At 63.0% G+C, this 26434-nt stretch carries 18 protein-coding genes; 10 read left to right on the top strand and 8 right to left on the bottom strand.

From position 1 onward, the window contains the following. Entirely contained in the window at positions 1-1284 is a 1284-nt protein-coding gene (locus tag PQR32_RS30265) for a 4-aminobutyrate--2-oxoglutarate transaminase (protein WP_408235750.1), read from the bottom strand. 123 nt (positions 1285-1407) lie between these two features. Between PQR32_RS30265 and pdxR the strand changes: the two genes are divergently transcribed. Then, positions 1408-2913, top strand: coding sequence for a MocR-like pyridoxine biosynthesis transcription factor PdxR (pdxR, locus tag PQR32_RS30260; protein WP_408235747.1), 1506 nt, complete (start codon positions 1408-1410; stop codon positions 2911-2913). Positions 2914-2925: 12 nt separating this feature from the next. Here pdxR and PQR32_RS30255 read toward each other — a convergent pair whose 3' ends face one another. The 4 genes from PQR32_RS30255 to phnC all read right to left on the bottom strand — a co-directional run bounded on the left by PQR32_RS30255 (position 2926) and on the right by phnC (position 6794). Then, the gene (locus PQR32_RS30255) at positions 2926-3762 is read right to left on the bottom strand and encodes an EamA family transporter (RefSeq protein WP_408235744.1); all 837 of its coding nucleotides are present in this window, start codon (positions 3760-3762) and stop codon (positions 2926-2928) included. 268 nt (positions 3763-4030) lie between these two features. After that, entirely contained in the window at positions 4031-4873 is an 843-nt protein-coding gene (gene phnE / locus PQR32_RS30250; RefSeq protein WP_408235741.1) for a phosphonate ABC transporter, permease protein PhnE, read from the bottom strand. Then, on the bottom strand, positions 4870-5847 hold the full coding sequence (gene phnD / locus PQR32_RS30245; protein WP_408235738.1) for a phosphonate ABC transporter substrate-binding protein: 978 nt from the start codon (positions 5845-5847) through the stop codon (positions 4870-4872). The genes phnE and phnD overlap by 4 nt, the downstream gene beginning before the upstream one ends. A gap of 41 nt (positions 5848-5888) precedes the next feature. Then, positions 5889-6794: a phosphonate ABC transporter ATP-binding protein gene (gene phnC / locus PQR32_RS30240; protein WP_408235735.1), complete on the bottom strand. Its 906-nt coding sequence runs from the start codon at positions 6792-6794 to the stop codon at positions 5889-5891. Positions 6795-7086: 292 nt separating this feature from the next. On the opposite strand from phnC, the gene PQR32_RS30235 reads away from it, so the two are divergent. The 4 genes from PQR32_RS30235 (at position 7087) to PQR32_RS30220 (ending at position 14990) form a co-directional block, all read left to right on the top strand. Further along, positions 7087-8121 (top strand): M14 family zinc carboxypeptidase, encoded by a 1035-nt coding sequence (locus PQR32_RS30235; protein ID WP_408235732.1) that lies wholly within the window; start codon positions 7087-7089, stop codon positions 8119-8121. Beyond that, positions 8118-8918: an alpha/beta fold hydrolase gene (locus tag PQR32_RS30230; protein WP_408235729.1), complete on the top strand. Its 801-nt coding sequence runs from the start codon at positions 8118-8120 to the stop codon at positions 8916-8918. Before PQR32_RS30235 ends, PQR32_RS30230 begins: the two co-directional genes overlap by 4 nt. A gap of 169 nt (positions 8919-9087) precedes the next feature. After that, positions 9088-13929, top strand: coding sequence for an NAD-glutamate dehydrogenase (locus PQR32_RS30225; RefSeq protein WP_408235726.1), 4842 nt, complete (start codon positions 9088-9090; stop codon positions 13927-13929). 155 nt (positions 13930-14084) lie between these two features. Continuing rightward, positions 14085-14990, top strand: coding sequence for a cation diffusion facilitator family transporter (locus tag PQR32_RS30220; RefSeq protein ID WP_408235723.1), 906 nt, complete (start codon positions 14085-14087; stop codon positions 14988-14990). Positions 14991-15006: 16 nt separating this feature from the next. Here PQR32_RS30220 and PQR32_RS30215 read toward each other — a convergent pair whose 3' ends face one another. Beyond that, on the bottom strand, positions 15007-15987 hold the full coding sequence (locus PQR32_RS30215) for an aldo/keto reductase (RefSeq protein WP_408218097.1): 981 nt from the start codon (positions 15985-15987) through the stop codon (positions 15007-15009). A gap of 235 nt (positions 15988-16222) precedes the next feature. Here PQR32_RS30215 and PQR32_RS30210 point away from each other — a divergent pair, with 235 nt between their 5' ends. Further along, the gene (locus PQR32_RS30210) at positions 16223-17296 is read left to right on the top strand and encodes a purine-nucleoside phosphorylase (RefSeq protein ID WP_408235720.1); all 1074 of its coding nucleotides are present in this window, start codon (positions 16223-16225) and stop codon (positions 17294-17296) included. 234 nt (positions 17297-17530) lie between these two features. Here the strand turns inward: PQR32_RS30210 and PQR32_RS30205 are convergent, their stop codons facing one another. Next, on the bottom strand, positions 17531-17839 hold the full coding sequence (locus tag PQR32_RS30205) for a DUF4148 domain-containing protein (RefSeq protein ID WP_408235717.1): 309 nt from the start codon (positions 17837-17839) through the stop codon (positions 17531-17533). Positions 17840-18076: 237 nt separating this feature from the next. Beyond that, positions 18077-19081, bottom strand: a complete 1005-nt coding sequence (locus PQR32_RS30200; protein WP_408235714.1) for a LysR family transcriptional regulator — start codon at positions 19079-19081, stop codon at positions 18077-18079. Between the two features lie 183 nt (positions 19082-19264). Here PQR32_RS30200 and PQR32_RS30195 point away from each other — a divergent pair, with 183 nt between their 5' ends. Genes PQR32_RS30195 through PQR32_RS30180 form a run of 4 tightly spaced genes read left to right on the top strand, consistent with a single transcriptional unit; the run spans position 19265 to position 26272 of the window. Continuing rightward, positions 19265-20119 carry an alpha/beta hydrolase gene (locus PQR32_RS30195; RefSeq protein ID WP_408235711.1) on the top strand — a complete coding sequence of 285 codons (855 nt, stop codon included), beginning with the start codon at positions 19265-19267 and terminating at the stop codon, positions 20117-20119. 45 nt (positions 20120-20164) lie between these two features. Then, entirely contained in the window at positions 20165-21415 is a 1251-nt protein-coding gene (locus PQR32_RS30190) for an efflux RND transporter periplasmic adaptor subunit (RefSeq protein ID WP_408235708.1), read from the top strand. A gap of 56 nt (positions 21416-21471) precedes the next feature. After that, positions 21472-24657, top strand: coding sequence for an efflux RND transporter permease subunit (locus PQR32_RS30185; RefSeq protein WP_408235705.1), 3186 nt, complete (start codon positions 21472-21474; stop codon positions 24655-24657). 13 nt (positions 24658-24670) lie between these two features. After that, positions 24671-26272: an efflux transporter outer membrane subunit gene (locus tag PQR32_RS30180; protein ID WP_408235702.1), complete on the top strand. Its 1602-nt coding sequence runs from the start codon at positions 24671-24673 to the stop codon at positions 26270-26272. The last annotated feature ends 162 nt before the right edge of the window (positions 26273-26434 follow it).

Below are 26434 nucleotides of genomic sequence, written 5' to 3'. Positions count from 1 at the left end.
TTATGCCGCGACGGTGACGCTGTCCTTGATCACGTCTTCGAGAATCGCCATGGCTTCGTCGAAGACCGCGTCCTGAATCGTCAGCGGGAACAGGAAGCGCACCACGTTCGAATAGACGCCGCACACCAGCAGCAGCAAGCCGCGTTCGAGCGCGCGCGTCTGCACGCGCTTGGTGAACTCCGCATCCGGCTCCGTGCCGCCTGCGTTGCAGAATTCGACGGCGACCATGCCGCCGGGGCCGCGCACATCGGCGATTTGCGGCACGTCGCTTTGCAGCGCGATCAGCTTTGCCTTGACGCGGTCACCCAGCACCATGGCGCGCTCGCAGAGCTTCTCTTCGTCGATGATATCGAGCACCGCATGCGCGGCGGCAACCGCCAAAGGATTGCCCGCATAGGTGCCGCCGAGGCCGCCAGGCGCCGCGGCATCCATCACATCCGCACGGCCGATCACGCCCGACAGCGGCATGCCGCCGGCGAGACTCTTGGCGACCGTCATCAGATCGGGCACCACGTCGTAGTGATGCATGGCGAACAGCTTGCCGGTGCGTGCAAAACCCGTTTGGACTTCGTCGGCGATCAGCAGAATGCCGTGCTCGTTGCACAGCTTGCGCAGGGCGCGCACGAATTCGGCCGGCGCCGGATAGAAGCCGCCTTCGCCCTGAACCGGTTCGAAGATGATCGCGGCCACGCGCTTCGGATCGATGTCGGCCTTGAAGAGGAATTCGATGGCCTTCAGCGAGTCGGCCGTGGTCACGCCGTGCAGCGGATTGGGGAACGGCGCATGGAACACGTCCGACGGGAACGGGCCAAAGCCGATCTTGTACGGCGCGACCTTGCCGGTCAGCGCCATGCCCATCAGCGTGCGGCCGTGGAAACCGCCAGTGAAGGCGATCACGCCCGGACGGCCGGTCGCGGCGCGGGCGATCTTGATCGCGTTTTCGACGGCTTCGGCACCGGTCGTGAAAAACGCGGTCTTCTTCGGATGGTCGCCCGGCGCGCGCTCGTTGAGCTTCTCGGCCAGTTCGACATACGACGCGTACGGCACGATCTGATACGCCGTGTGGGTGAAATGATCGAGCTGGTCGCGGATCGCGGCGAGGATCTTCGGATGCCGGTGGCCGGTGTTGCACACGGCGATACCGGCGGCGAAGTCGATGAAACGGCGGCCCTCGACGTCCCACAGTTCCGCGTTTTCAGCGCGCTCGGCGTAGAAATCGCACATCACCCCGACGCCGCGCGGCGTGGCGGCGTCTTTACGGCTCTTCAGTTCTGCGTTCTTCATGGTCATCTCCTTCGCTCCTCGGTTTTTGCGGACGCCGCGCGCTCAGCGCAGCACATGCAGCGACTATAATGAGATTTGGCTCTTAACTTCAGAGCCATTTCAATAAAAATGTAGGAGCCAATCATGCGCGCGAGCGTTTTGTCCGACTGGCTGGCCCAGCGCCTCGACCGGGGCAACGGCCAGCCGATCTATCGTCAGTTGCATCGGCTGTTGCAGCAAGCGATCCTGTCGCGCGAATTGCCGCCGGGCAGCAAGGTGCCGTCGTCGCGTTTGCTGGCGCAGGAGTTGGGCATCGGGCGCAATACCGTCACGCAGGTGTACGAGCAGCTCGTGCTCGAAGGCTATGTGAGTTCGGCGACCGGACGCGGGACGTTCGTCGCCGACAGTGCGCCGGACGAAATCGTCGGGGTGCCCGATGCCGAGGCGCCCGCCGCGCGGCCCGAGCCGGCGCCGCTGCAGGCGCGGCGTGCGCTTTCCACGCGTGGCGCGCGGCTGATCGCGGGCGCGGGCGTGTCCAAGCGGCAGTGGGGCGCGTTCATGCCTGGCGTGCCGGACGTCACGAAGTTTCCGGCGCGTGTCTGGAGCCGCCTGCACAACAAATATTGGCGCCGGCTGCGCCCGGACCTGCTGACGTATGCGCCGGGCGGAGGCCTCGCCTCGCTGCGGCACGCGCTGGCCGACTATCTGCGCACTTCGCGCTCGGTGCGCTGCACGCCGGAGCAGATCATCATCACGACCGGGATTCACCAATCGGTCGACCTTGCCGTGCGCCTGCTGTCCGATCCGGGTGACGTGATCTGGACCGAGGACCCCTGTTATTGGGGCGTGCGCAGTGTGCTGCACGTGTCCGGCCTGGAATCGCGGCCAATCGCCGTCGACGAGGAAGGCATCAATCCATCCGCCGACGACCTCGCGCAGCCGCCGAAGCTGATGCTCGTCACGCCTTCGCATCAATATCCGCTCGGCATGGTGATGAGCCTCGCGCGGCGGCGCATGTTGCTTGAATACGCGCGGCAGAACCAGTGCTGGATCATCGAGGACGACTACGACAGCGAATACCGCTACGGCAGCCGGCCGCTGGCGTCGCTGCAGGGTCTGGATACGTCGGGGCAGGTGATTTATGTGGGCAGCTTCGGCAAGACGCTATTTCCGGGTTTGCGCATAGGCTACCTCGTCGTGCCGGAAGCGCTGGCGGAAAGCTTTGCCACCGCGAGCGCCGAGTTGTATCGCGAGGGGCAGTTGCTGCAGCAGGCGATGCTCGCGGAGTTCATCGCCGAAGGGCATTTCACGTCGCATATCCGCAAGATGCGCACGCTCTACGGACAGCGCCGTCAGACGTTGCTCGACGCCGCGGCGCATCGTTACGGCGATGCGTTGCCGGCGGTGGGCGGCGACGCCGGTTTGCATCTGGTGATGCAGTTGCCTGATGGCAGCGACGATCGGCGGGTCGCGGCCGCCGCGCTGGAGCGCAATATCGTCGTGCGGCCATTGTCGGGGTATTACGCGCAACCGTTGCTGGCGCCCTCGGGTTTGCTGATCGGCTATGCGTGCGTGCCGGATGAGGAGATCGCGCCGGCTTTCAACACGCTCGCCGATGCGATCGATGCGACGTTGCCGGAGTTCGCGTGAGGGGTGCCTGACTCAAACCCGTATCAACACCGCTCCCAGCGTCACCAGCGCGCACGCAACGATCCGCCGCCTGGTCAGCTTCTCCCGCATGAACAGCCAGCCGATCACCACCGCGAAGATCGAACTCATCTCGCGCAGCGCGGAGACCATCGCAATCGGCAGATAGCGGTAAGCCTCGATGATCAGGCAGTAGGCGCTCAACGCGAGCACGCCCGCCGCCATGCCTTTGAGCACCACCGCGCGCCCGATGAACAGCCCTTTGGCGCCGCCGCGCCAGTGCCAGGCGAGCAGAAACTGCGGGATGTTCCAGATCAGATAGACCCACATGATGTAGCTCAGGCCATTGCCCGCCAGGCGCGCGCCGATGCCGTCGACCACTGAATACGTCGCGATGAAAAAGCCGGTCAGGAGCGCGAAAGGCACGCTCTCGCCCGAAAAGCGCATGCCGCGGCGAAACGCCAGCGAGACGATGCCGATCGACACCAGCGCGACACCGATCGCCGCCAGCGGCTTGAGCGCTTCGTGCGCGAAGACCAGTGCGCCGGCGAACACGAGCATCGGCGAAAGGCCGCGCGCGATCGGATAGATCTGCCCGAAGTCGCCGCTTTTGTAGGCGCGGATCAGCGCCAGCAAATAGCCGAATTCCAGCACCACCGATGCAACGATGTACGGCCACGCCGCCGGCGCCGGCATGGGCAGCACGACCACGCCGACCGCGCTCACGGCGATATACGGAATCGCCATCATGCCGAGCAGCCAGACGCGATCTTCCGAAAGATGTAGAAACGCGTTCCACGTAGCGTGAAGCAGCGCGGAGAGCAGCACCAGCAAAACGACAAAGGTTTCCATCGAAGACCAGGGGAGAGGGGAAGCGAAGGCCTGGGTGCGGGCCATGAGCCCGTGATTATTCCAGCAGAACGCCGGAATAGAGGAGTGGACAACTCGATCGGAGGGGTTTTATTTGTAAAATTGAGGCGATTTGTGGCGTCAAAAAGACGCCGCAAAGACGAACGAAATCCGGCGCATGCAGGTTGAAATGCAGCGCAACGGCGCGCGGCGGAAAGCTGACGAAGCCGCGCTTCGCCAAACTTCCCACCGGGCCGTCATGCCGCCAACTTCAGGTCACGCGCTCGCGCAGCCACGCGGACGCGAGGTCGATCACCGTCACGACCACGATCACCATGATCATCACCGCGGCAGTTTGCGCATAGTTGAACGAGCGGATCGCTTCGTACAGCACCACGCCGATACCGCCCGCACCGACCATGCCGACCACCATCGCCGAGCGCACGTTCGATTCGAAGCGATACAACGCGTACGAGATCCACAACGGCAGCACTTGCGGCAGCACGCCGTAAATGATTTCGTCGAGACTCGTTGCGCCGGTGGCGCGCACGCCTTCTGCCGGACGCGGATCGATGGCCTCGACCGCTTCGGCGAACAGCTTGGCGAGCACGCCGGTGGTGTGCACCCACAGCGCCAGCACGCCCGCAAAAGGACCGAGGCCGACCGCGACGATGAACAGCATGGCGAAGACCATTTCATTAATCGCGCGGCACGCGTCCATCATGCGGCGCATGGGCTGCACGATCCACATCGGCGCCATGTTGTGAGCGGACATCAGCCCGCACGGCACTGCGCACACGAGCGAGAGAGCGGTGCCCCACACCGCCACCGAAAGCGTCACGACCATCTCGTGCAGATAGCTGCGCCATTCGGTGAAGTCGGGCGGAAAGAAGTCCTTGGCGAACTGACCCATGTTGCCGGAGTCGCTGAGCAGATCCAGCGGACGCATGTCGGCGCTATGCCATGCGCCGCCCAACACGGCAAGCAGCGCGATCCAGCCGAGCAGCGACAGCCAGCTACGCTTGCCGGCAGCAGGCGCGGGATGACGCGCCGCCTGGGCGTCGAGCGCTTCGCTCGCACGCGCCGTCGACGTGATCAGATCTGCCGTGTTCATTGCTTCGATTGCGCGGTGTTCAGCGCGCTCAGCTTCGCGTCGAGCGCGGCCAACTGGGTCTTGCGATCGTCATCGGAGAGATGCGCGTCGCTCTCGATCTTCTGCTTCTGCTGGAACAAGGCGACCTGGCGGATCGGCAACAACTGTGCATCCGACGATGCCGCGAAGCCGCCGTAACCGGTAATCGCCGCCATCACCGCTTTTTCGTGCGGATCGGTCTTCGCATAGTTCACGAAGAAGTTGCGCAGCTTGTCCTTGGTGGCTTGCGGCAGATCCTTGCGCCATACCAGCGGATCCGACGGAATCAGCGGCGACTTCCACAGCACGCGCACTTGCGCGAACTTGTCCGGATGCTCCTTTTTCAACGTGTCGAGCATCTCGGTGTTGTTGGTCGCGATGTCGATCTTGTTGTTCACCACGGCCAGCAGATTCGCTTCGTGGCTCGACGGCAGCACGGTCTTGAACGAAGTGTTGACGGGCGTGTTGTGCTTGGCGAACAGGTAGTAGCCGGGAATCAGCGTGCCCGAGGTGGAGTTCGGATCGCCGAAACCGAGCGTGACGTCCTTCGTGTTCTTGAAGACGTCGTCGAGCGTCTTGAAACGGCTGTTCACGTTCGTGATCAGCACCGAGTAGTAACCGGCATCACCGTTCGAGTACTGGATCTTCGCGAACACTTCGCCTTGCGAGCGGTCCACCGCCTCGATCGCCGACGCATTGCCGAAATAGCCGACCTGTACCTTGTTAAAGCGCATGCCTTCGATAATGCCGGCGTAGTCCGTCGCGAAGAACGCCTTGACGTTCAGGCCGGTCTGCTTGTTCATGTCCTGAATCAGCGGTTCCCAGCGCTGTTTCAGCACGGAGGACGAGTCGGTCGAAATGATGCCGAGGTTGAGGTCTTCGGCTTGCGCGGTGGCGACAGCAGCAAAAGCGGCCGCGCCGACGGCCAGCGTAATCAATGAACGCAGGAATTTCATTGTTTGAGATCCAATTGAGTTGACAGACTGAATGGGCGCGCTCAGTTCGAGTGCGCCGGATTGAGAGCGAACGCGTAGCGCGTGGAGGCGGGGGCGATGTCCTGCGGCGGTGTGCTGCCGTTAGCGGGCTTTGTGTCGGGATCGTCCGCGCTTATGGCGGCTTCATCGAGCAACTCGCGGGCGTCGTCGCCGTAGAGTTTCTTGAGCAGGAGCGGCGTGAGCGCGGCTGAAGGGCCGTCGTAGACCACCTTGCCGCGGCGCAGCGCAATCGTGCGCGGGCAGTACTGCATCGCGATGTCGACCTGATGCAGCGAGACCAGCACCGTGAGTTGATGCTCGATGTTCAGCGTGCGCAGCATCTCCATCACGCGGCGCGACGACTCGGGATCGAGCGAGGCGATCGGCTCGTCGGCGAGCACGATGCGCGCGCGCTGCACCAGCGCACGGGCGAGCGCCGCGCGTTGCTGCTGCCCGCCGGAGAGATTGGCGGCGCGTTCGCGCGCGTGTTCGCCGATGCCGACCTCGTTCAACGCGGCCATCGACAACGCCCGCTCGTCGCGCGGAAAACGGCCGCTGAGACGGCGCCACCAAGGCAGCCGCGCGAGCGCGCCGATCAGCACATTGCTTTCGACGGAGAGGCGGTTCACCAGATTGAATTGCTGGAACACAAAGCCGATGTCACGGCGAATGCTGCGTACTTCCCGCACGATGCGGCCGTTCTGCTGAATCGGCCGGCCTAGAATCGCGATCTGCGACGGCTGCGCATCTGACGCCGTGAAGCCCGCGATATGACGCAGCAGCGTCGACTTGCCCGAGCCCGAGGCGCCGATCAACGCAACCATTTCGCCCGGCTCGACGCGCAGATCGATTTCGTCCAGCGCCTTGCGGCCGTTGCTGAACGTCTTGCTCAACCGTTCGATACGAATTGCTTCCCGAATTGCTTCCATGAGTACCCCTTGATGCATCCGGCCGCTGCCGGCATGTGTGGGGCTCATTCTAGGAAGCGACTGTGACGGTTGAGTGAAGGCATCGCAACGTCTAGACGACTATATCTTCTCGTGTCTTTTTTTGCGTCGGCGAAAAGGCAAAATGGAGTCATTCGATCGAATGGAAAATGACATGGGTGTGACATGATCTGCATCGGCCCGCGCCGCTTCAGCATGATGGCGCCCGGCCAGGCTATATTGCGTGAATCGGTGTGCCGTCCCCATTAACCTTGCAATTGCCCGCGACATCGTCATGCAGCCTCTGAGCTTCCTTCCCGACAGTTTTGCGGAGTACGAAGATCTCAGGACGATCCTCGAGCAGGGCAGCGCGAGCTTCGCGATCCGCACCGTCTGCGAGACGACGGTGCGCGGCCGGCAATTCGCCGTGCAGACCGCGAGCATTGGTTCCACCGACCCGCAAGCGCCGGCAATCGGCTTTTTCGGCGGCATTCACGGGCTCGAGCGGATCGGCTCACAACTCGTGCTCGACTACATGCGCGCGCTGCTTGCACGGCTCGAATGGGACGAACTGCTGGTGCGCCAATTGCAGTCGATTCGTCTGATCTTTATGCCGATCGTCAATCCAGGCGGTATGTGGGCGGCCACGCGCGCCAACCCGAACGGCGTCGACCTGATGCGCAACGCGCCGCAGAACGCCGACGAACGCGTGCCGCTGCTGGCGGGCGGCCAGCGCGTCGGCGCCTGGCTGCCGTGGTATCGCGGCCGCGAGGGCGAGCCGATGGAACCCGAGGCCTCGGCGCTGCTGCGGGTGGTCGAAACGGAACTGGCCGCGCGGCCGTTGAGCATTGCGCTCGATTGCCACTCGGGCTATGGCTGGAGCGACAGCATCTGGTTTCCGTACGCACGCACCCGCAAGGTGATGCCGCATTTGCCGGAAATGTACGTGCTGAAAACCATGTTCGAACGCGCGCATCCGCATCATGGTTACGCGTTCGAACCGCAGAGCCATCAATACCTGTTGCACGGCGATCTGTGGGACTTCGCTTACGACCGCGCGCCCGCGCCCAATGTCTTTCTGCCGATGACCCTCGAACTCGGCTCCTGGCTGTGGATCAAGAAGAATCCGCGCCAGTTGTTTTCGCGTCAGGGCATGTTCAATCCGGTGAAGGCGCATCGCACGGCGCGTGTGCTGCGGCGTCACGCGAACCTGCTCGACTTTCTGGCGCGCGCGGCCTTTTCGTCGCAACGCTGGCTGCCGCAAGGCAATCGTCGCGAGCAGTTGCTGCAAAGCGCGATCGACCATTGGTATAAACCGGAAAGCGTATGAGCACGTGGATCCTGCTACGCGGCCTCACGCGTGAAATCCGCCACTGGGGCCGCTTGCCCGGCTTGCTGCATGGCGCGGTCAATGAATCGGCCCTTCACATGGGCGCGCCTGGCCGCCAACTGCTGCTCGATCTGCCGGGCAATGGCGAATTCGCGCACTTGCGCGCACCGTCGACGGTTGCCGACATGGTGGGCTTCGTGCGAAATGCTGCCTTGCAAAGCGGCATGCCCGGACCGTATTGCGTGCTGGCGATGTCGCTCGGCGGCATGGTGGCGACGGACTGGGCGCAACGGCATCCCTACGAGATCGAACGGCTGGTGCTGATCAACACGAGCATGCGGCCGTTCAGCCAGATGCAGGAGCGCTTGCGTCCTTCAGCATGGCCGGACCTGCTGGGCGTGGCCGCGCACTGGCGCGACGCGCCACGCGCGGAACACGGCATTCATCGGCTGACGTGCAATAACGTGCAGACGCTGGGCGACGATCTCGACACCTGGAGCCGGATTCGTCGCAGCGCGCCCGTGAGCCGTGGCAATGCGTTGCGGCAACTCTGGGCCGCGGCAAATTTCACAGCGGGCGCCGCGCGACCGGAGTGCCCGTTGCTGATTCTTTCTTCGCGCGCGGACAAACTGGTCGATCCCGTGTGCTCGGCGAAGCTCGCGGCCGCGTGGGGCGCGTTGCATGGCGAGCATCCGTGGGCAGGCCACGACCTGCCGCACGACGACCCGGTGTGGACCAGCGAACAGGTCCGCGCATGGCTCGCGCAGGAGCACGCGGTTCCGAGAGCCGTGCTTTAAACAGCCGGACACGCCGTGGCGGCGCATTCAGCGGCAGCGGGTATAACCTAAGTGCGGTCGTCCGTCGCGTGCCGGTCCGCAGGTGCATAATTCCCCTTCAGACGATGCATGCGAATCAAGCGAGTATCAAGCGATACCCGCCATTGCCGCCCAGCCGGGGGAGTTGATCATGCAAGCAAAGAACGAAGAAGCCGTCACGCACTTGCTGAACGATGTCGTCGAATTTGCGCGAGGGCGCCTGCCTGAGCCAACCTTCAAGGTCGTCGAGACCTTTCTGCGGCACTACTACGATTTCGTCGACGCCGACGATCTGCAAAGCCGCTCGATTGCCGATCTCTACGGCGCGGCGCTCGCGCACTGGCAAACGGCGCAGCGTTTCGTGCCCGGCGCCGAACGGCTGCGCGTCTATAACCCGATTCTCGAACAGCACGGCTGGCACTCCGATCACACGGTGATCGAGATCGTCAATGACGATATGCCGTTCCTGGTCGATTCCGTCTCGATGGCGGTCAACCGCCAGGGCCTCGCGCTGCATTCGGTCGTGCATCCGGTGTTTCGCATCTGGCGTGCGCCCGATGGCAGTATCGCGCGGTTGATCCAGGGCGCCGAAGAAGCGACCGATACGCGTTCGCAGTTGACGTCGTTCATCCACTTCGAAGTGGACCGTTGCGGCGATGCCGCAAAACTCGATGCGCTGCGTGACGACATCGCCAAGGTGTTGCGCGACATACGCGCGGCCGTCGAAGACTGGCCCAAGATCGTCGAACTCGCGCGCGTCACGATCAAAGGCATGAAAGCCGGCGAGGGCGGACCGGAAGGTCTGGAAGCACGCGCGTTCCTCGAATGGATGGTGGCCGATCATTTCACCTTTCTCGGCCAGCGCGATTACGAACTGGTGCAGCACGATATCGGCTACGGTCTGCGCGCGGTGCCGGGTTCAGGTCTGGGCATTCTGCGCGACGCATTGCGGCCCGCCGGCGCCGCCGAAATCACACCCTTGCCGCCTGCAGCGGCGGAGATCATTTCCGGTTCGTCGCCGATCTTTCTGACCAAGGCCAATTCACGGGCCACCGTGCACCGGCCGGGTTATCTGGACTATGTCGGCATCAAGATGACCGGCCCTGATGGCAAGGTGACCGGCGAGCGGCGTTTCATTGGTCTCTATACGTCGACGGCGTATTTCGTGTCGGCCGCGGAGATTCCGATCGTGCGGCGCAAATGCGCGAATATCGTGAGACGAGCCGGTTTCCTGCCGAAAGGTCATCTTGCGAAATCGCTGGTCACGGTGCTTGAAACCTATCCACGCGACGAACTCTTTCAGGCCGACGAGAATCAGCTCTACGATATCGCGCTAGGCGTGCTGCGTTTGCAGGAACACCAGCGCACCCGGCTGTTCATACGGCGCGACCGCTTCGATCGTTTCGTCTCGTGCCTCGTGTTCGTGCCGCGCGACAAGTACAACACCGATCTGCGCCAGCGCATCGCCAATCTGCTGGCCGACGCATTCAATGGCGAGAGTGTCGAGTTCACGCCGCTGCTGTCGGAGTCGACGCTGGCGCGCATTCACTTCGTCGTGCACGCGAAGCCGGGCGGCATGCCCAACGTCGATACGCGCGAACTGGAGGCGCGGCTCGTGCAGGTCGCACGCCGCTGGCAGGACGATCTCGCCGACGCCTTGCTCGACGCCTTCGGCGAAGAGCACGGCAACCGTCTGCTGCAACACTACGGCGATTCGTTTCCACCCGGCTATCGCGACGATTATCCCGCCCGTACGGCAGTGCGCGATATCGAACTGATCGAACACGTGCAAGGCAGCGAGCGGCTCGCGATGAACCTGTACCGCCCGATCGAATCGGGCCCGCGCGCGTTTCGCTTCAAGGTGTATCGCGCGGGTTTGCCGATCGCCTTGTCGCGCAGTCTGCCGATGCTCGAACATCTCGGCGTGCGTGTCGATGAAGAGCGCCCCTATCTGATCGAGGCGCTGGGCGCGACACCCGCGTGGATTCACGATTTCGGCCTCGAACTCGCGGACGACGCGGAGTTCGACATCGAGCGCGTGAAGGATCTCTTCGAAGAAGCGTTCGAACAGGTGTGGACCGGCGCGATTGAAAGCGACGACTTCAATCGCCTCGTGTTGCGCGCGCAATTGAATGCGCGCGAGGTGACGATCCTGCGCGCGTACGCGAAGTATTTGCGGCAGGTCGGCTCGACCTTTAGCGACGCGTATATCGAGCGCGCGGTGACGGGCAATCCGGCGATTGCGCGCATGCTGGTGGAGCTGTTCATCGCCCGCTTCGATCCAGTATTGGGCGAGACGCGCGAGGCGCGCGTCGACGGCTGGCTGCGCACGATCGATAGCGCGCTCGATCAGGTGCCGAATCTCGACGAAGACCGGATACTGCGGCAATTTCTCGGCGTCATCAAGGCCACCAAGCGGACGAACTACTATCGCTTCGATGCTGATGGACATCCAAAGCCGTATCTGTCCTTCAAGTTCGATCCCGCGCAGGTGCCCGGCTTGCCCGAGCCGAAACCAATGTTCGAAATCTGGGTGTACTCGCCGCGCGTGGAAGGCGTGCATTTGCGCGGCGGACGCGTGGCGCGCGGCGGCCTGCGCTGGTCGGACCGGCGCGAGGACTTCCGCACGGAAGTGCTCGGCCTGATGAAGGCGCAGATGGTGAAGAACGTGGTGATCGTGCCGGTCGGTTCGAAAGGCGGCTTCGTCGTGAAGAATCCGCCGCCGCAATCCGAACGCGACGCGTGGATGCGCGAAGGCATTGCCTGCTATCAGACCTTCCTGCGCGGCTTGCTCGACGTGACCGACAATCTCGCCGGCACGACCATCGTGCCGCCGCCCGATGTGGTGCGCCACGATCCCGACGACCCCTATCTGGTGGTCGCCGCCGATAAAGGCACGGCCACGTTCTCCGACTACGCGAACGCGATTTCGCAGGAATACGGTTTCTGGCTCGACGACGCGTTTGCATCGGGCGGCTCGGTCGGCTACGACCACAAGAAAATGGCCATCACCGCGCGCGGTGCATGGGAGTCGGTCAAGCGGCACTTCCGCGAAATGGGCGTGGATACCCAGACCATGGACTTCACGGTGGTCGGCGTGGGCGATATGTCGGGCGACGTGTTCGGCAACGGCATGCTGCTGTCGCCGCATATCAAACTGGTGGCCGCGTTCGATCATCGGCATATCTTTCTCGATCCGAATCCCGATCCGGCGGTCAGTCTTGCCGAGCGCGGGCGCCTGTTCATTCTCGACCGGTCGAGTTGGGCCGACTACGATCCCTCGCTGATCTCGGCGGGCGGCGGCGTGTTCCCGCGCGGCGCCAAGACGATTCCGCTGTCGCCGGCGGTGCAGTCGGTGCTCGGCATCAGCGCGCCGGCGCTCGCGCCCGCTGAATTGATGCGCGCGATTCTGCAGGCGCCGGTCGATCTGCTGTACAACGGCGGCATCGGCACCTATGTGAAGGCGAGTCGCGAAACGCATCTGCAAGTTGGCGACCGTGCCAACGACGCGATCCGCGTCAACGGTTCCGATCTGCAGTGCAAGGTCGTGGCCGAAGGCGGCAACCTCGGTCTCACGCAACTCGGGCGCATCGAGTTCGCACAGCGCGGCGGCCGCATCAATACCGATGCAATCGACAACTCCGCGGGCGTCGACTGCTCGGACCACGAGGTCAACATCAAGATTTTGCTGGGGCTGGTCGTCTCCGACGGCGAAATGACGGAGAAGCAGCGCAACGCACTGCTCGCCGAAATGACCGACGAAGTGGGCTTGCTCGTGTTGCAGGACAACTACTACCAGACGCAGGCGCTGTCGATTGCGGGCCGCTACGGCGTCGAATTGCTCGATGCGGAAACGCGCCTGATGCGCTACCTCGAACGTGCGGGGCGTCTGAATCGCGTGATCGAGTTCCTGCCGACCGACGAAGAAGTCGCCGAACGGCAGGCCGCCAAACAAGGGCTCACCACGCCGGAGCGCGCCGTGCTGCTCGCCTACAGCAAGATGTGGCTGTACGACGCGCTGCTCGAATCGTCGATGCCGGAAGACCCGCTCGTTAGCGACATGCTGGTCGAATATTTCCCGAAGCCGTTGCGGCAGCGCTTTAGCGAGCCGATGCAACGCCACCCGCTGCGCCGCGAAATTCTCGCGACGCATCTGACCAACGCGTTGGTGAATCGCGTAGGCTGCGAGTTCGTGCACCGGCTGATGGAAGAAACCGACGCGCAGCCTGGCGACATCGTACGGGCCATCATCATGGCGCGTGACGTGTTCAATCTCGACGACGTCTGGCGCAGTATCGACGCGCTCGACAACCGCGTTGCCGACGACATCCAGGCGCGCATGTTCGTCGAAGTCGCGCGGCTCGTCGAGCGTTCCGCGCTATGGTTCCTGCGGCAATTGCAATCGGGCGCGGTCAGCGACCGCGACGTGGCCGGCCTGCTCGCGCGTTGCCGCGACGCGGCGCAACGCCTTGCGCCGCAATGGCCCTCGCTCTTGCCGAGCGCCGATCTCGAAGCGCTCTCCGAGCGGCAGCGCGTGTTCGCGGACGCCGGCGTGGATAGCGAACTGGCCGTGCGGATCGCGGGCGGCGAGGTCTCCGCCGCGTTGCTCGATATCGCCGAAGTGGCGTCGACCAGCGGGCGCAGTCTCGAACTGGTGACGGGCGTCTATTTCGCGCTCGGCACGCTGCTGAATTCCAGCTGGATCAGCGAGCGCGCGGCCGCGTTACCGGCGCCCACGCACTGGGACATGCTGGCGCGCGCGACGGCGGTGGCCGACATCGCGCGTCTCAAACGCGCGTTGACGACGAGCGCATTGGCCGACGCCGACGATGCATCCACGCCCGAGGCGCTGGTCGAGGCATGGCGTGAGAAGCGCACTGCGCAACTGGAACGCTACGCGCGCCTGCTGGCCGATCTGCGGGCCACCGGCGGTGCGAGCCTGTCGATGCTGCTGGTGATCGTGCGTGAAATGGCGGCGCTCGAAAGGGCATAACACTGCGCAGGGCGAGGGAAGGCGAATGTTGTAGAGAGCAGGCAGAGCATGGTGCAAACAACACCCGGGTTGGACGCATGCCGCCCGGCATGGCCATAATACGGGCTGTTGCTCACCGAAAGCTCTTTGCAAACTCACGGACGCCTTCCACGACGATGAAAGAAGAATCGCCGAAAGCCATTTTCTATGCGCTCGCCGCCAACCTCGGCATCGCCATCTGCAAGTTCGCGGCTGCCGCGTTCACCGGTTCCGGCTCGATGTTCGCCGAGGCCATCCACTCGACCGCCGACTGCGGCAATCAGCTGTTGCTGCTGTTCGGTCTGCGTGAAGCGCGCAAGCCGGCGAGCCCGCTGCATCCCATGGGTGGCGGGCGCGAGATCAACTTCTACTCGCTACTGGTCGCGCTTCTGCTGTTTTTTGTCGGCGGCGCGTTCTCGGTGTATGAGGGCGTGCATCGTCTGTTCGTGCGCGAGCCATTGCAGTATGCGTATGTCGCGCTGGCGGTGCTCGGCGTGTCCGTGGTGCTCGAGGCGCTTTCCTTGTGGGGCGCCGTCAAGGAAATCCGCAAGACGCATCCCGACAAAAGCATGTGGCGCTGGTTTCGCGAGACGCGCGAGTCCGAACTGCTGGTGGTAGCGGGCGAGGATATCGCCGCGCTGGCGGGGCTGGCGATGGCCTTCGCGGCTGTGCTGCTCACCATGTTGACCGGCAATCCTGTCTACGACGCGCTGGGTTCAATCGGCGTCGGCGTGCTGCTGATGGTGATCGCGTGGCTGGTGGCGCGTGAAGTGAAGTCGATGATCGTCGGCGAATCGGCGAGCCCCGAAGTGCGGCGCGCTATCGAGGCGCATCTGCGTGGGCGCACCGAGATTCGCAGCATCATCAATATGATTACGCTGCAATGGGGCCGTCATGTGGTGGTGGCCGTGCAGGCGGAAATGATCGACTACGCGAGCGGCCGCGCGATGGTCGATGCGATCAACGTGATCGAAGCGGACTTGCAGGCCACCTTCCCGCAAGTCCGCTGGGTGTTTTTCGAACCAGAGGTGCCGCGCGTTTGAGCGGCACTTGTGCCGCTTACTGGAACCCGGTCACCGCGTGCGGCACATACAATTCTTCAAGCTGGCGGATTTCATCCGCGCTCAGATTCAACGAGAGCGCGGCCACTGCGTCGTCGAGATGATGCAGCTTGGTCGCGCCGACGATCGGCGCGGTGATCGGCTTCTTCTGCAACACCCACGCCAGCGCCACTTGCGCATGCGGCACACCGCGCTCCTTGGCGATCTGGCTGACCCGTTCGACGATCCGCCGGTCCGCGTCTTCCGTCTGCGCGTAGAGCGTGCGGCCGAATTCATCGGTCTCGGAGCGCGCGCTTTCGGTGTTCCAGTCGCGCGTCAGGCGGCCGCGCGCGAGCGGGCTCCACGGAATCACGCCGATACCTTCGCTTTCGCACAGCGGCAGCATCTCGCGCTCTTCCTCGCGATATAGCAGATTCACGTAGTTCTGCATCGTCACGAAGCGCGTCCAGCCGTTCTTCTCAGCCACGTGCAGCGCCTTGGCGAACTGCCAGGCATACATGGACGATGCGCCGATGTAGCGCGCCTTGCCGGCCTTCACGACATCGTGCAGCGCTTCCATGGTTTCTTCGATCGGCGTGCCGTAATCCCAGCGATGGATCTGGTACAGGTCCACGTAGTCCGTGCCGAGGCGCCTGAGGCTGTGGTCGATCTCCGACATGATCGCCTTGCGCGACAGGCCGGCGCCGTTCGGGCCCGGATGCATGCGGCTATTGACCTTGGTGGCCAGCACGATCTCGTCGCGCTTCGCAAAGTCCTTGAGCGCGCGGCCGACGATTTCCTCGCTCGTGCCGTCGGAATAGACGTTGGCGGTGTCGAAGAAATTGATGCCGTGATCGAGCGCCTGTTTGATGAAGGGGCGCGCGGCTTCATCGTCTAGCGACCACGGATGCGTGCCGCGAGACGGCACGCCGTAGCTCATGCAACCGAGGCAAAGACGCGATACATCGAGGCCGGTGCGGCCGAGTTTCACATAGTCCATCGTGGTGCTCCTTTTATGAAGTGCACAAAGCCGGTGCGCTGCGGACTATCGATTATAAGAAAACGCCGAAGAACGCGTGCGGAGCCGATTTGCATGCCTTTCCAGACAGTGCCCGGAAGCGCGGACCGATGGTGCATCGCGTAGTGGAAAATAATTTCTTCGCACCTATACTTCTTTCGGCTTGAAAGCAGCACTCTCTCCCAACCTGCATCACAAGCAAAAAAGGAAGATCACGATGCTGACTCGCTCACTCGGCGCCATTTGCGCCATTACCCTCGCGGCATGCGCGGCCTTTTCGTCCGGACCAGCCAGTGCGGACGACAACGACGGTTTCTCGCACGGCGACGGCAGCTCGCACGGGCAGCCCGTCAAGGTGATGATCATTTCGATGTTCGGGCCGGAAGGGCAGGTGTGGCTCGATAACCTCGGTCCCTGGCGAGAGATTACGGTGGACGGCTTGTCGCCCGATTACCCAACCGTCCATTGCAACAGGCAGGACGTGTGCGTGATGACCACCGGCATGGGGCACACCAACGCTGCTGCGTCGATCATGGCGCTGACGTTCTCGCCGCGTTTCGATTTGCGGCATACGTACTTCATGGTGGCCGGCATTGCCGGGATCGATCCACAACAGGGTACGGTGGGCTCCGCCGCATGGGCGAAGTATCTGGTCGACTTCGGGATTCAATGGGAGATCGACGGGCGCGAGATTCCGCCCGGCTGGAATACCGGCTACCTCGGCATCAACACAACGAGTCCGTCGGACAAGCCGCCGCTCGACTACCGCACTGAAGTGTTCCAGTTGAACACGCGGCTCGCGAACACGGCGTTCGCGTTATCTCGCCACGTGACGCTGTCCGATAACGCGCAGGCTCAGGCCGCGCGGGCCAAGTACTCGTATGCGCCGGCGAACCGTCCGCCGACGGTCATTCAATGCGATACGCTGGCCGGCGATACGTGGTGGTCAGGTACGCTCCTCGGCCAAAGAGCTCGCGATTGGACCAAGATTCTGACCGATGGAAAGGGTGTTTACTGCACGACGCAGCAGGAAGACAACGCCACGTATGAGGCGCTCAAGCGTGCGGCGTCGGTAAATAAGGTGGACCTGAGTCGCGTTGCCGTGTTGCGGGCAGGCTCCGATTTCGACCGGCCCTACGACGGGCAGACGAGTGCGGACAACCTGCTGAACTATGCCGCGCAAGGTGGCTTTACGATCGCTATCCAGAACCTGTTCCTCTCGGGCAATCCGCTCGTGCAGGATATCTCCACACATTGGGGTGAGTGGCGCGACGGCGTGCCGAGGCGCTAGGTCTCTGCAAATGCGACTGTGCCCGCGAACCAGGTCCGCGGGCACATGCTGCTACTTTCGACACTTAGTGTTGCGGCGCGCGGTACGGCGTCCACACAGGGGTGTCGGTATCCCAATGGTCGAGTTCCGAGGGTGTCATGATGAGCTCCTTTTTGAAGAGTGCATGGATGGCGCCGCAATGACTATTTCTTTTGGAAACCGAATCATTGCGGCGCGCTGGTTTTACTGTCCGCTTTACTGACCGTTGGCCACGCGCGTGACGTCGCCGCTCGTGCCTTCCTGCAGCGCGATGCGTTCGGCCTGGGTTTGACCGATCAGGCCTTTGTTCGGATACGTCGTGCGATTCAGAGCGGGCAGCGAACCGTCGCGATAGGCCGCAACGAGTTCCGCCTTCACTTCTTCACGCGTCTTCGCGCTGGCGGTCGGGGTCGGCAGCGTTTCATAAGTGCCGGCGCGGCCAATGCCGCCGCCGCTGCTTTGTGCAAACACCGGGGCGCTCACGAGCAGCGAAAGAGCCAGACCTGCTAAGAGATTGCGTTTCATGATTCACTCCTGTCGATTCGTTTGCAGCACGAGCGGCGCTGCGACAGGGTGAAATGTAGACTTTGAGGCAGTGCGGATAAATCGCACTTTCGCGAAATGAATTGTCGCGATTTCGGAACAATCGCTCTAATGCTGCGTAAAAAGCCTTGCTGGCGCTGCCGCAAAAGAAAACCGCGGCATTAGAGCCGCGGTTGGAATTCACTATTCCAGAATCTGTACTTCAACAACTCGCGCGTTTCATGCGACCCATTCCGTTATCACCGGCGTGTCGAGCAGTGGAGCAGACTCGCGTTCTTCGAAAGTGCGCTTCGTGCACGTTGCGTCGAGACTGCCACGTCCGCTCAATAACGGACAACGGTCGAACAACTCCGCGATCCAGTCTACGAAAACGCGGACTTTAGGCGACAGATGCCGGCTGTGCGGATAGACTGCGGAAATCGGCATCGGCAAAGGTTTCAGCTCCGGCAGTACTTCCACGAGCTGGCCCGAACGCAGATGCGGCAGCACCATGAAGAGCGCAGGCTGAATCAGGCCAAAGCCTTCCAACCCGCAAGTCACGTAGGCGTCCGCATCGTTCACCGAGACGATGCTCTTCATTTTCACTTCGACTTCTTTGCCATCAACCATGAAGGCCCAATCGATCGTGCGCCCCGTGCGGCTCGAAAAGTAATTGACTGCTTTGTGATTCTCCAGATCATCGAGCGAAGTCGGCATGCCCGCGCGCTCGATGTAATCGGGGGCCGCGCAAGTCACGCCCTCGAACAAACCGATCCGACGCGCCACCAGCGAGGAATCCTGTAGCGCGCCGACCCGCACCACGCAATCCACGCCTTCCTGCAACAGGTCCACCGGCCGGTCCGTCAGGCCGAGTTGCAGGTCGATGTCCGGATAGCGCGTGTGGAATTCACACAGCGAAGGAATCACCAGCAAGCGGCCGATCGACCCCGGCATGTCGATGCGCAGCTTGCCGTGCGGCTTTTTATTGCCGCTTTGAAAACTGGCCTCGGTCTCTTCGACGTCCGCGAGGATGCGCACGCAGCGTTCGTAGTACGCCGCGCCGTCCGGCGTGAGCGACAAACGGCGCGTGGTCCGATGCATCAGACGCGTGCCGAGGAACGCTTCGAGGTTCTGAATAATCGTGGTAACCGATGCGCGCGGCAAGTCGAGCGTTTCCGCCGCACGGGTAAAGCTGTTGGTGTCGACGACGCGCGTGAACACTTGCATGGCCTGAAGCCGGTCCATTGCAGACCTCCAATAGGGGCTGGCGCACTGAGCAGGAATGGACTCCACCGCGAATCCGCAGACAATCGCATTCGATTGTTCAGGGGCGCCGAATTGTGTTGCCGGATTATAGGCATTTATTTACGAGTCTGCCGAACCCACAATTCGCACCATTGAAGTTCTATGCGCATTGCGCGGCTCGACATGGAAGCATTTAAACCGCCGTACTCCTTTGTGCCCACCGGCAGCAGCCCGGCAGAGGCCGACAGCACGGCACTCGAAGTCACTGACGTGCAGATCGAAGGGCACGCGCAGGACATCACGTTGCGTCTGTACCGGCAGGCAAACAAAACCTCACTGCCAGTACTGCTTTATTTCCACGGTGGTGGATTTACGAAGGGATCGATCGACCAGGCGGACTTCGCCTCGCGTTATTTCGCAGAACACTTACCGGCTCTGGTCGTGTCGGTCGGGTACTCGCTGGCGCCGCAGTTTCCGTTTCCCGCCGCGCCTGAAGACGCGCACCGCGCGGCGCTGTGGGTGCAAACACGGGCGCGTGCGTTCGGCGGCAACAGCAAGAAGGTCGGCGTAGCCGGCCACGATGCGGGCGGGCAACTGGCCAATTGCCTCGCTTTCATCGCGCGGGATCGCGGTGACGTGCGCATTTCCGCGCAGGCGCTGTTCGGGCCGATGCTCGATCCGAGCCTCACGCGTCTGGGCGACGAAAAGCGCCTCGGTTCGGATATCACGGCAAAAGAGTGCGCGGCGTGTTATCGCGCGTATCTGCCGCAAGCGTCGCAGCGTATGCATCCGTATGCCGCGCCGCTCGAATCGTCGCGCCTCGCGGGCCTGCCGGCCACGCTGATCGCGACGGCACAAAACGACGTGCTGCATGTGGAAGCGGAGAAATACGCCAGCAGTCTGATCGACGCCGGTGTGCTGACCCAGGTGGTCCGCTATCCGAGTGTCTCGCATGCGGCGTTGGCCGATCATCCGCCCGCTTTGCAGGAGGCGGTGCGATTTTTTCAGTGGCGCTTCGATGCGCGCGCCCATCGCTGAAACAGAAATAAGCAGAACTTTAATCAACGATCTCGGGAGCTTCACATGACTATCCTTCCTCTTTCCCGTCGCCGTGTGGCGATTGCCGCACTTGCCGTCATCGTCGTGGCCGGGCTGGGCACGTTCGGCGCGATTCGCGTGGACGCGAGCTCGCCTGCTGCGCCGACCATCGTGCCGGAAGTCGATGTGGCCACTGTGGTGCAAAAAACGATCACCGATTGGCAGAGCTATTCGGGCCGTCTCGAAGCCGTCGAAAAAGTGGACGTGCGTTCGCAGGTGCCGGGCACCATCGTGTCCGTCAACTTCAAGGACGGCGCGCTCGTGAAGAAAGGCGACACGCTGTTCGTGATCGACCCGCGTCCGTATGCCGCCGAAGTGGATCGCGCCGAAGCGCAACTGGCCGCCGCGCAGGCGCGCACGGGCTACACGCAAAGCGATTGGGAGCGCGCGCAACGCCTGATCGCCGACAACGCGATCGCCAAGCGCGACTACGACGAGAAGCAGAACGCCGCACGCGAAGCGAGCGCCAACCTGAAGGCCGCGCAAGCCGCCGTCGAAACTGCCCGCATCAATCTCGGCTACACGAAGATTGTCGCGCCGGTTTCGGGTCGCGTGTCGCGTGCCGAAATCACGGTGGGCAACGTCATATCGGCGGGCGCGACTGCTGCCCCGCTGACCACGCTGGTGTCGGTGTCGCCGATCTACGCATCGTTCGACGCGGACGAACAAACCTACCTGCAATACCTGAGCCGCGCGAAAGACGGCAGCAAGGTGCCGGTGGAACTCGGTCTCGCGGACGAAAGCGGCTACTCGCGCAGCGGTGTTATCGAGTCGGTGGATAACCGCCTCGACACGTCGTCGGGCACGATCCGCGTGCGGGCGCGTTTCGATAACCAGGACGGCGCACTGATTCCCGGTTTGTATGCGCGCGTGAAAGTCGGCGGCAGCGAACCGCACCCGGCGCTGTTGATCGACGACGCCGCGGTGGGCACCGATCAGGACAAGAAGTTCGTGCTGGTGGTCGATCAGGGCAATCACGTCGTGTATCGCTCGATCGACGTGGGCGGCATGCAGGGCAATCTGCGCGTGGTCAAGGGCGGCCTGAAAGCGACTGACCGGATCGTCGTGAACGGCATCCAGCGCGTGCGTCCTGGTGACGCGGTGCGCGCGCACATGGTGCCGATGACGACCGATGACGATCCGAACAGCGCACCGCTCGCACAGAAGCAGACGCCAACGCAACCGCAATCGCAGGCGCAAACGCAGACGCGCACCAAAGCGGACAAGAATTCGTGAGCCTCGCGCGCCGCGGCCTGACTGCGCGGCGCATGCTCCAACGTTAAGAGCTTCCCATGAACATATCCAAATTCTTCATCGATCGACCGATCTTTGCCGGCGTGCTGTCGGTATTGATCCTGCTGGCGGGCATTATTTCGCTCTTCAAGCTGCCGATCTCGGAGTATCCGGAAGTCGTGCCGCCTTCGGTGGTGGTGCACGCGCAGTATCCGGGTGCGAATCCGAAGGTGATCGCCGAAGCGGTCGCTTCGCCGCTCGAAGAGCAGATCAATGGCGTCGAGAACATGCTGTACATGCAGTCGCAGGCGAATAGCGACGGCAATCTCACGCTCACGGTGACCTTCAAGCTCGGCACCAATCCGGACCTCGCGACGCAGCTCGTGCAGAACCGCGTCAACCAGGCGCTGCCGCGTCTGCCGGAAGACGTGCAGCGGCTCGGCGTCACGACGATCAAGAGCTCGCCCACGCTGACCATGGTGGTGCATCTGATCTCGCCGAACAATCGCTACGACATGACGTATCTGCGCAACTACGCGCTGCTGAACGTCAAGGACCGGCTCGCACGGATTCAGGGCGTCGGCGAAGTGCAGTTGTGGGGTTCGGGCGACTACGCGATGCGCGTCTGGCTCGATCCGCAGAAAGTGTCGCAACGCGGCTTGACGGCGACCGAAGTGGTCAACGCGATCCGTGAGCAGAACATTCAGGTGGCGGCCGGTGTGATCGGCGCATCGCCTTCGGTGCCGGGCACGCAACTGCAGTTGTCGGTGAATGCGCGTGGCCGTCTGAGGACTGAGGGCGAATTCGGCGACATCATCGTCAAGACCACGCCGGACGGCGGCGTGACCTACCTGAAAGATATTGCGCGGATCGAACTCGCGGCCTCGGAATACGGCCTGCGTTCGTTGCTCGACAACAAGCCGGCGGTGGCGCTCGCCATCAACCAGGCGCCGGGCGCGAACTCGCTCGCGATTTCCGATCAGGTGCGTACCGCGATGAAGGAACTCGCGGAAGACATGCCGGCGGGCGTCGAATACAAGATCGTCTACGACCCGACGCAGTTCGTGCGCTCGAGTATCGAGGCGGTGGTGCATACGCTGCTCGAAGCGATTGCGCTGGTGGTGATCGTCGTGATCGTGTTCCTGCAGACGTGGCGTGCTTCGATTATTCCGTTGATCGCGGTGCCGGTGTCGATTGTCGGGACGTTCTCGCTGCTGCTCGCGTTCGGTTTCTCGATCAATGCGTTGTCACTGTTCGGCATGGTGCTCGCCATCGGGATCGTGGTGGACGATGCGATCGTGGTGGTGGAGAACGTTGAGCGGAACATCGAAAACGGGCTGAGTGCGCGTGACGCGACTTATAAGGCGATGCAGGAAGTGAGCGGGCCGATTATCGCCATTGCGCTGACACTCGTCGCCGTGTTCGTGCCGCTCGCGTTCATGACCGGTTTGACGGGCCAGTTCTACAAGCAGTTTGCGATGACCATCGCGATTTCGACGGTGATCTCGGCGTTCAATTCGCTGACCCTGTCGCCGGCGCTGTCCGCGATGCTGTTGCGCAGCCACGGCGCGAAGGAAGACTTCCTGACGCGTGTGATGAATCGCCTGCTGGGCGGTTTCTTCAAGCGTTTCAACAAGGTCTTTCATCGCGGTTCGACGGAGTATGGACGCGGCGTGACCGGCGTGCTGCGCCGTAAGGGCGCGATGCTGGCTGTCTACGCAATTCTGCTGGGCGCGACTGTGCTGATCTCGCGCGTGGTGCCGGGCGGCTTCGTGCCGGCGCAGGACAAGGAGTACCTGATTGCCTTTGCGCAATTGCCGAACGGTGCGTCGCTGGATCGCACGGAGAAAGTGATTCGCGACATGAGCTCGATTGCACTGAAGCAGCCGGGCGTGGAGAGCGCGGTGGCATTCCCGGGTCTGTCGGTGAACGGCTTCACGAATAGCTCCAGCGCGGGCATCGTGTTCGTCACGCTCAAGCCCTTCAAGGATCGTGGCAACAAGAAACTCTCGGCCGGTGCGATTGCCGGTGCGCTGAACCAGCAATACGGTGCGATCAAGGATTCGTTCGTCGCGGTGTTCCCACCGCCACCCGTGCTCGGTCTCGGCACGCTCGGCGGCTTCAAGATGCAGTTGGAGGATCACGGCGCGCTCGGTTACGCGGAGTTGAACAAGGCAGCGGAGGCATTCGTGAAGAAGGCCTCGCAGACGCCTGAACTCGGCCCGACCTTCTCGAGCTATCAGATCAACGTGCCGCAACTGAATGTGGATCTCGATCGTGTGAAGGCCAAGCAGCTCGGCGTGCCGGTCACGGACGTGTTCAACACGATGCAGATTTATCTCGGCTCGCTGTATGTGAACGACTTCAACCGCTTCGGCCGTGTGTATCAGGTGCGAGTGCAGGCGGACGCGCCGTTCCGTCAACGCGCCGACGACATCCTGCAACTGAAGACGCGCAATGCCGCGGGCGACATGGTGCCGCTGTCGTCGCTGGTGACGGTGACGCCGACCTTCGGTCCGGAAATGGTGGTGCGCTACAACGGCTATACGGCTGCCGACATCAACGGTGGACCGGCGCCGGGCTTCTCGTCGGGACAGGCGCAAGCCGCGGCCGAACGCGTGGCGGCGGAAGTCTTGCCGCGCGGTGTGAAGCTGGAGTGGACCGACCTGACGTATCAGCAGATTCTGGCCGGCAACGCAGGCTTGTGGGTGTTCCCGATCAGCGTGCTGCTCGTGTTCCTCGTGCTCGCCGCACTGTATGAAAGTCTGACGCTGCCGCTCGCGGTGATCCTGATCGTGCCGATGAGCGTGTTGTCCGCGCTGACCGGCGTGTGGCTCACGGGCGGCGACAACAACATCTTCACGCAGATCGGTTTGATGGTGCTGGTGGGCCTGTCGGCGAAGAACGCGATTCTGATCGTCGAGTTCGCTCGCGAACTGGAGCATGACGGGCATACGCCGCTGTCGGCCGCGATCGAGGCGAGCCGCTTGCGTCTGCGGCCGATTCTGATGACGTCGATCGCATTCATCATGGGCGTGGTGCCGCTGGTGCTGTCGAGCGGAGCCGGTTCGGAGATGCGTCATGCGATGGGTATCGCGGTGTTCTTCGGCATGCTTGGCGTCACGTTGTTCGGTCTGATGCTGACCCCTGTGTTCTATGTAGTGCTGCGTACGCTGGCGGGTGGCACGATTCACGTCGCACAGAAAGATTCGCCGCACTATGGCGCGCCGGTGACGGACGCCTGAGGAGAAAACAAGAATGAAACGCTATGAATCTTTGAGCGGATGGGGCCGGGCGGCTGTCAGCGGTTTGCTGGTCGCGTTGCTCGCCGCCTGCTCTCTGGAGCCGACTTATAAGCGGCCTGAAGTGGATACGCCGGTTGCGTTCAAGGAAGCGCCTGCGGCGTCGGCTACGTCGGCTGCTTCCGCGCCCTCGGCTGCGTCCGGTGTATCGGCGCAGGACAACGGCACGTGGAAACAGGCCCAGCCCGCCGACGACGCGCATCGCGGCGAATGGTGGACGATATTCGGCGACCCGCAACTCAATGCACTCGAAGAGCAGGCTTCCGCCGCGAATCAGGACCTGAAGGCGGCCGCGGCGCGCGTGCAACAAGCGCGTGCGGTGACGCAGGCAGCGAAGTCGGACTGGTTCCCGAAGCTCGATGCGGGCTTCGGCCCGACGCGCGAGCGTGCTTCGGCGGCGTCGCAATTTCAGCCGGATAGCGTGGGCGGCACCACCGGCACGATCTGGCGCGCGCAAACCACCGCTTCGTACGAAGCGGATCTGTTCGGACGGGTCGGCTCGAACGTGAACGCGTCGCGTTCGGACGAACAGCAAAGTGAAGCGCTGTTTCGCTCGGTGCAACTGTCCTTGCAGGCAGATGTCGCGCAGAACTACTTCCAGTTGCGCGAGCTCGATACGGATCAGGACCTGTACCGTCGTACCGTGGCGTTGCGTGAAGACACGCTGAAGCTGGTCGAACGGCGTTTCAAGGAAGGCGATATCGGCGAACTGGATGTATCGCGGGCCCGTAATGAGCTCGCCAGTGCGCGTGCGGACGCCGTGGGCGTGGCGCGTCAGCGCGCGGCATCGGAACATAGCCTGGCGATTCTGCTCGGCAAGCCGCCGGCGGATTTTTCGTTCGCGGAAGCGCCGCTGGCGCCGGTGACGGTGCGTGTGCCGCCGGGCCTGCCTTCGGCTTTGCTTGAACGCCGGCCGGATATTTCGGCGGCGGAGCGCGCGATGCAGGCGGCGAATGCGCGTATCGGCCTCGCGAAGTCGGCGTTCTTCCCGAAACTCGATATCACCGGCGGGGCAGGCTTCGAATCGGCGACGCTCGGGGATCTGTTCAAATGGTCGAGCCGTGCGTTCATTCTCGGGCCGTTTGCCGGCACGGCGTTGACGCTGCCGTTGTTCGACGGCGGCCGCCGCAAGGCGAACCTCGCGCAAGCCCGTTCGAAGTATGACGAGGACGTGGCGCAGTATCGCCAGCAGGTGCTGGTGGCATTCCGTGAGGTGGAGGACAACCTGTCCGATTTGCGTTTGCTCGACGATCAGATGCGCGAGCAGAACGACGCGGTCCAGGCATCGCAACGGGCGGCGCATCTGTCGCGTACGCAGTACACGGAGGGCGCGGTCAGCTATCTGGATGTGATCGATGGTGAACGGCAGGTGCTGACTTCGCAACTGCAGGCGAGCCATCTGTCTGGTACGCAAGCGGTGGCGACGGTGAATCTGGTTCGTGCGCTGGGCGGCGGTTGGGGCGATGTGACGGCGTCGGATACGGCTGTGGGTGCGGTTGCGCCGGCATCCGCGCCGGTGGCGGCCGCCGCTGCCGTGCAACAGGTGGCGAAGCAGTAATTCGTCGACTGACGGAAGAGCGGTAGACGCCGGGTCGCGCGAAAGCGCGGCCCGGCGTTTTTCGTTAAGCGAATCCACTTTGGGAGATGCCGCCCGACCTTGCGGAAAGGCACTTCGCCAGACGTGCTGCCGCTGCTGTAACTTCGGATCTGGCCATGACGC

The sequence above is a fragment of the Paraburkholderia dipogonis genome, from assembly GCF_046027395.1.
Taxonomy (GTDB): domain Bacteria; phylum Pseudomonadota; class Gammaproteobacteria; order Burkholderiales; family Burkholderiaceae; genus Paraburkholderia; species Paraburkholderia dipogonis_A.
Note: the sequence above shows the minus strand (reverse complement) of the source record. Positions and strands in the feature narration are given on the sequence as shown.

What these genes read in the sequence shown, in the direction of transcription:
- PQR32_RS30265 (WP_408235750.1), bottom strand. Translation starts at nt 1,284, where the DNA reads ATGAAGAACGCAGAACTGAAGAGCCGTAAAGACGCCGCCACGCCGCGC.
- pdxR (WP_408235747.1), top strand. Translation starts at nt 1,408, where the DNA reads ATGCGCGCGAGCGTTTTGTCCGACTGGCTGGCCCAGCGCCTCGACCGG.
- PQR32_RS30255 (WP_408235744.1), bottom strand. Translation starts at nt 3,762, where the DNA reads ATGGAAACCTTTGTCGTTTTGCTGGTGCTGCTCTCCGCGCTGCTTCAC.
- phnE (WP_408235741.1), bottom strand. Translation starts at nt 4,873, where the DNA reads ATGAACACGGCAGATCTGATCACGTCGACGGCGCGTGCGAGCGAAGCG.
- phnD (WP_408235738.1), bottom strand. Translation starts at nt 5,847, where the DNA reads ATGAAATTCCTGCGTTCATTGATTACGCTGGCCGTCGGCGCGGCCGCT.
- phnC (WP_408235735.1), bottom strand. Translation starts at nt 6,794, where the DNA reads ATGGAAGCAATTCGGGAAGCAATTCGTATCGAACGGTTGAGCAAGACG.
- PQR32_RS30235 (WP_408235732.1), top strand. Translation starts at nt 7,087, where the DNA reads ATGCAGCCTCTGAGCTTCCTTCCCGACAGTTTTGCGGAGTACGAAGAT.
- PQR32_RS30230 (WP_408235729.1), top strand. Translation starts at nt 8,118, where the DNA reads ATGAGCACGTGGATCCTGCTACGCGGCCTCACGCGTGAAATCCGCCAC.
- PQR32_RS30225 (WP_408235726.1), top strand. Translation starts at nt 9,088, where the DNA reads ATGCAAGCAAAGAACGAAGAAGCCGTCACGCACTTGCTGAACGATGTC.
- PQR32_RS30220 (WP_408235723.1), top strand. Translation starts at nt 14,085, where the DNA reads ATGAAAGAAGAATCGCCGAAAGCCATTTTCTATGCGCTCGCCGCCAAC.
- PQR32_RS30215 (WP_408218097.1), bottom strand. Translation starts at nt 15,987, where the DNA reads ATGGACTATGTGAAACTCGGCCGCACCGGCCTCGATGTATCGCGTCTT.
- PQR32_RS30210 (WP_408235720.1), top strand. Translation starts at nt 16,223, where the DNA reads ATGCTGACTCGCTCACTCGGCGCCATTTGCGCCATTACCCTCGCGGCA.
- PQR32_RS30205 (WP_408235717.1), bottom strand. Translation starts at nt 17,839, where the DNA reads ATGAAACGCAATCTCTTAGCAGGTCTGGCTCTTTCGCTGCTCGTGAGC.
- PQR32_RS30200 (WP_408235714.1), bottom strand. Translation starts at nt 19,081, where the DNA reads ATGGACCGGCTTCAGGCCATGCAAGTGTTCACGCGCGTCGTCGACACC.
- PQR32_RS30195 (WP_408235711.1), top strand. Translation starts at nt 19,265, where the DNA reads ATGGAAGCATTTAAACCGCCGTACTCCTTTGTGCCCACCGGCAGCAGC.
- PQR32_RS30190 (WP_408235708.1), top strand. Translation starts at nt 20,165, where the DNA reads ATGACTATCCTTCCTCTTTCCCGTCGCCGTGTGGCGATTGCCGCACTT.
- PQR32_RS30185 (WP_408235705.1), top strand. Translation starts at nt 21,472, where the DNA reads ATGAACATATCCAAATTCTTCATCGATCGACCGATCTTTGCCGGCGTG.
- PQR32_RS30180 (WP_408235702.1), top strand. Translation starts at nt 24,671, where the DNA reads ATGAAACGCTATGAATCTTTGAGCGGATGGGGCCGGGCGGCTGTCAGC.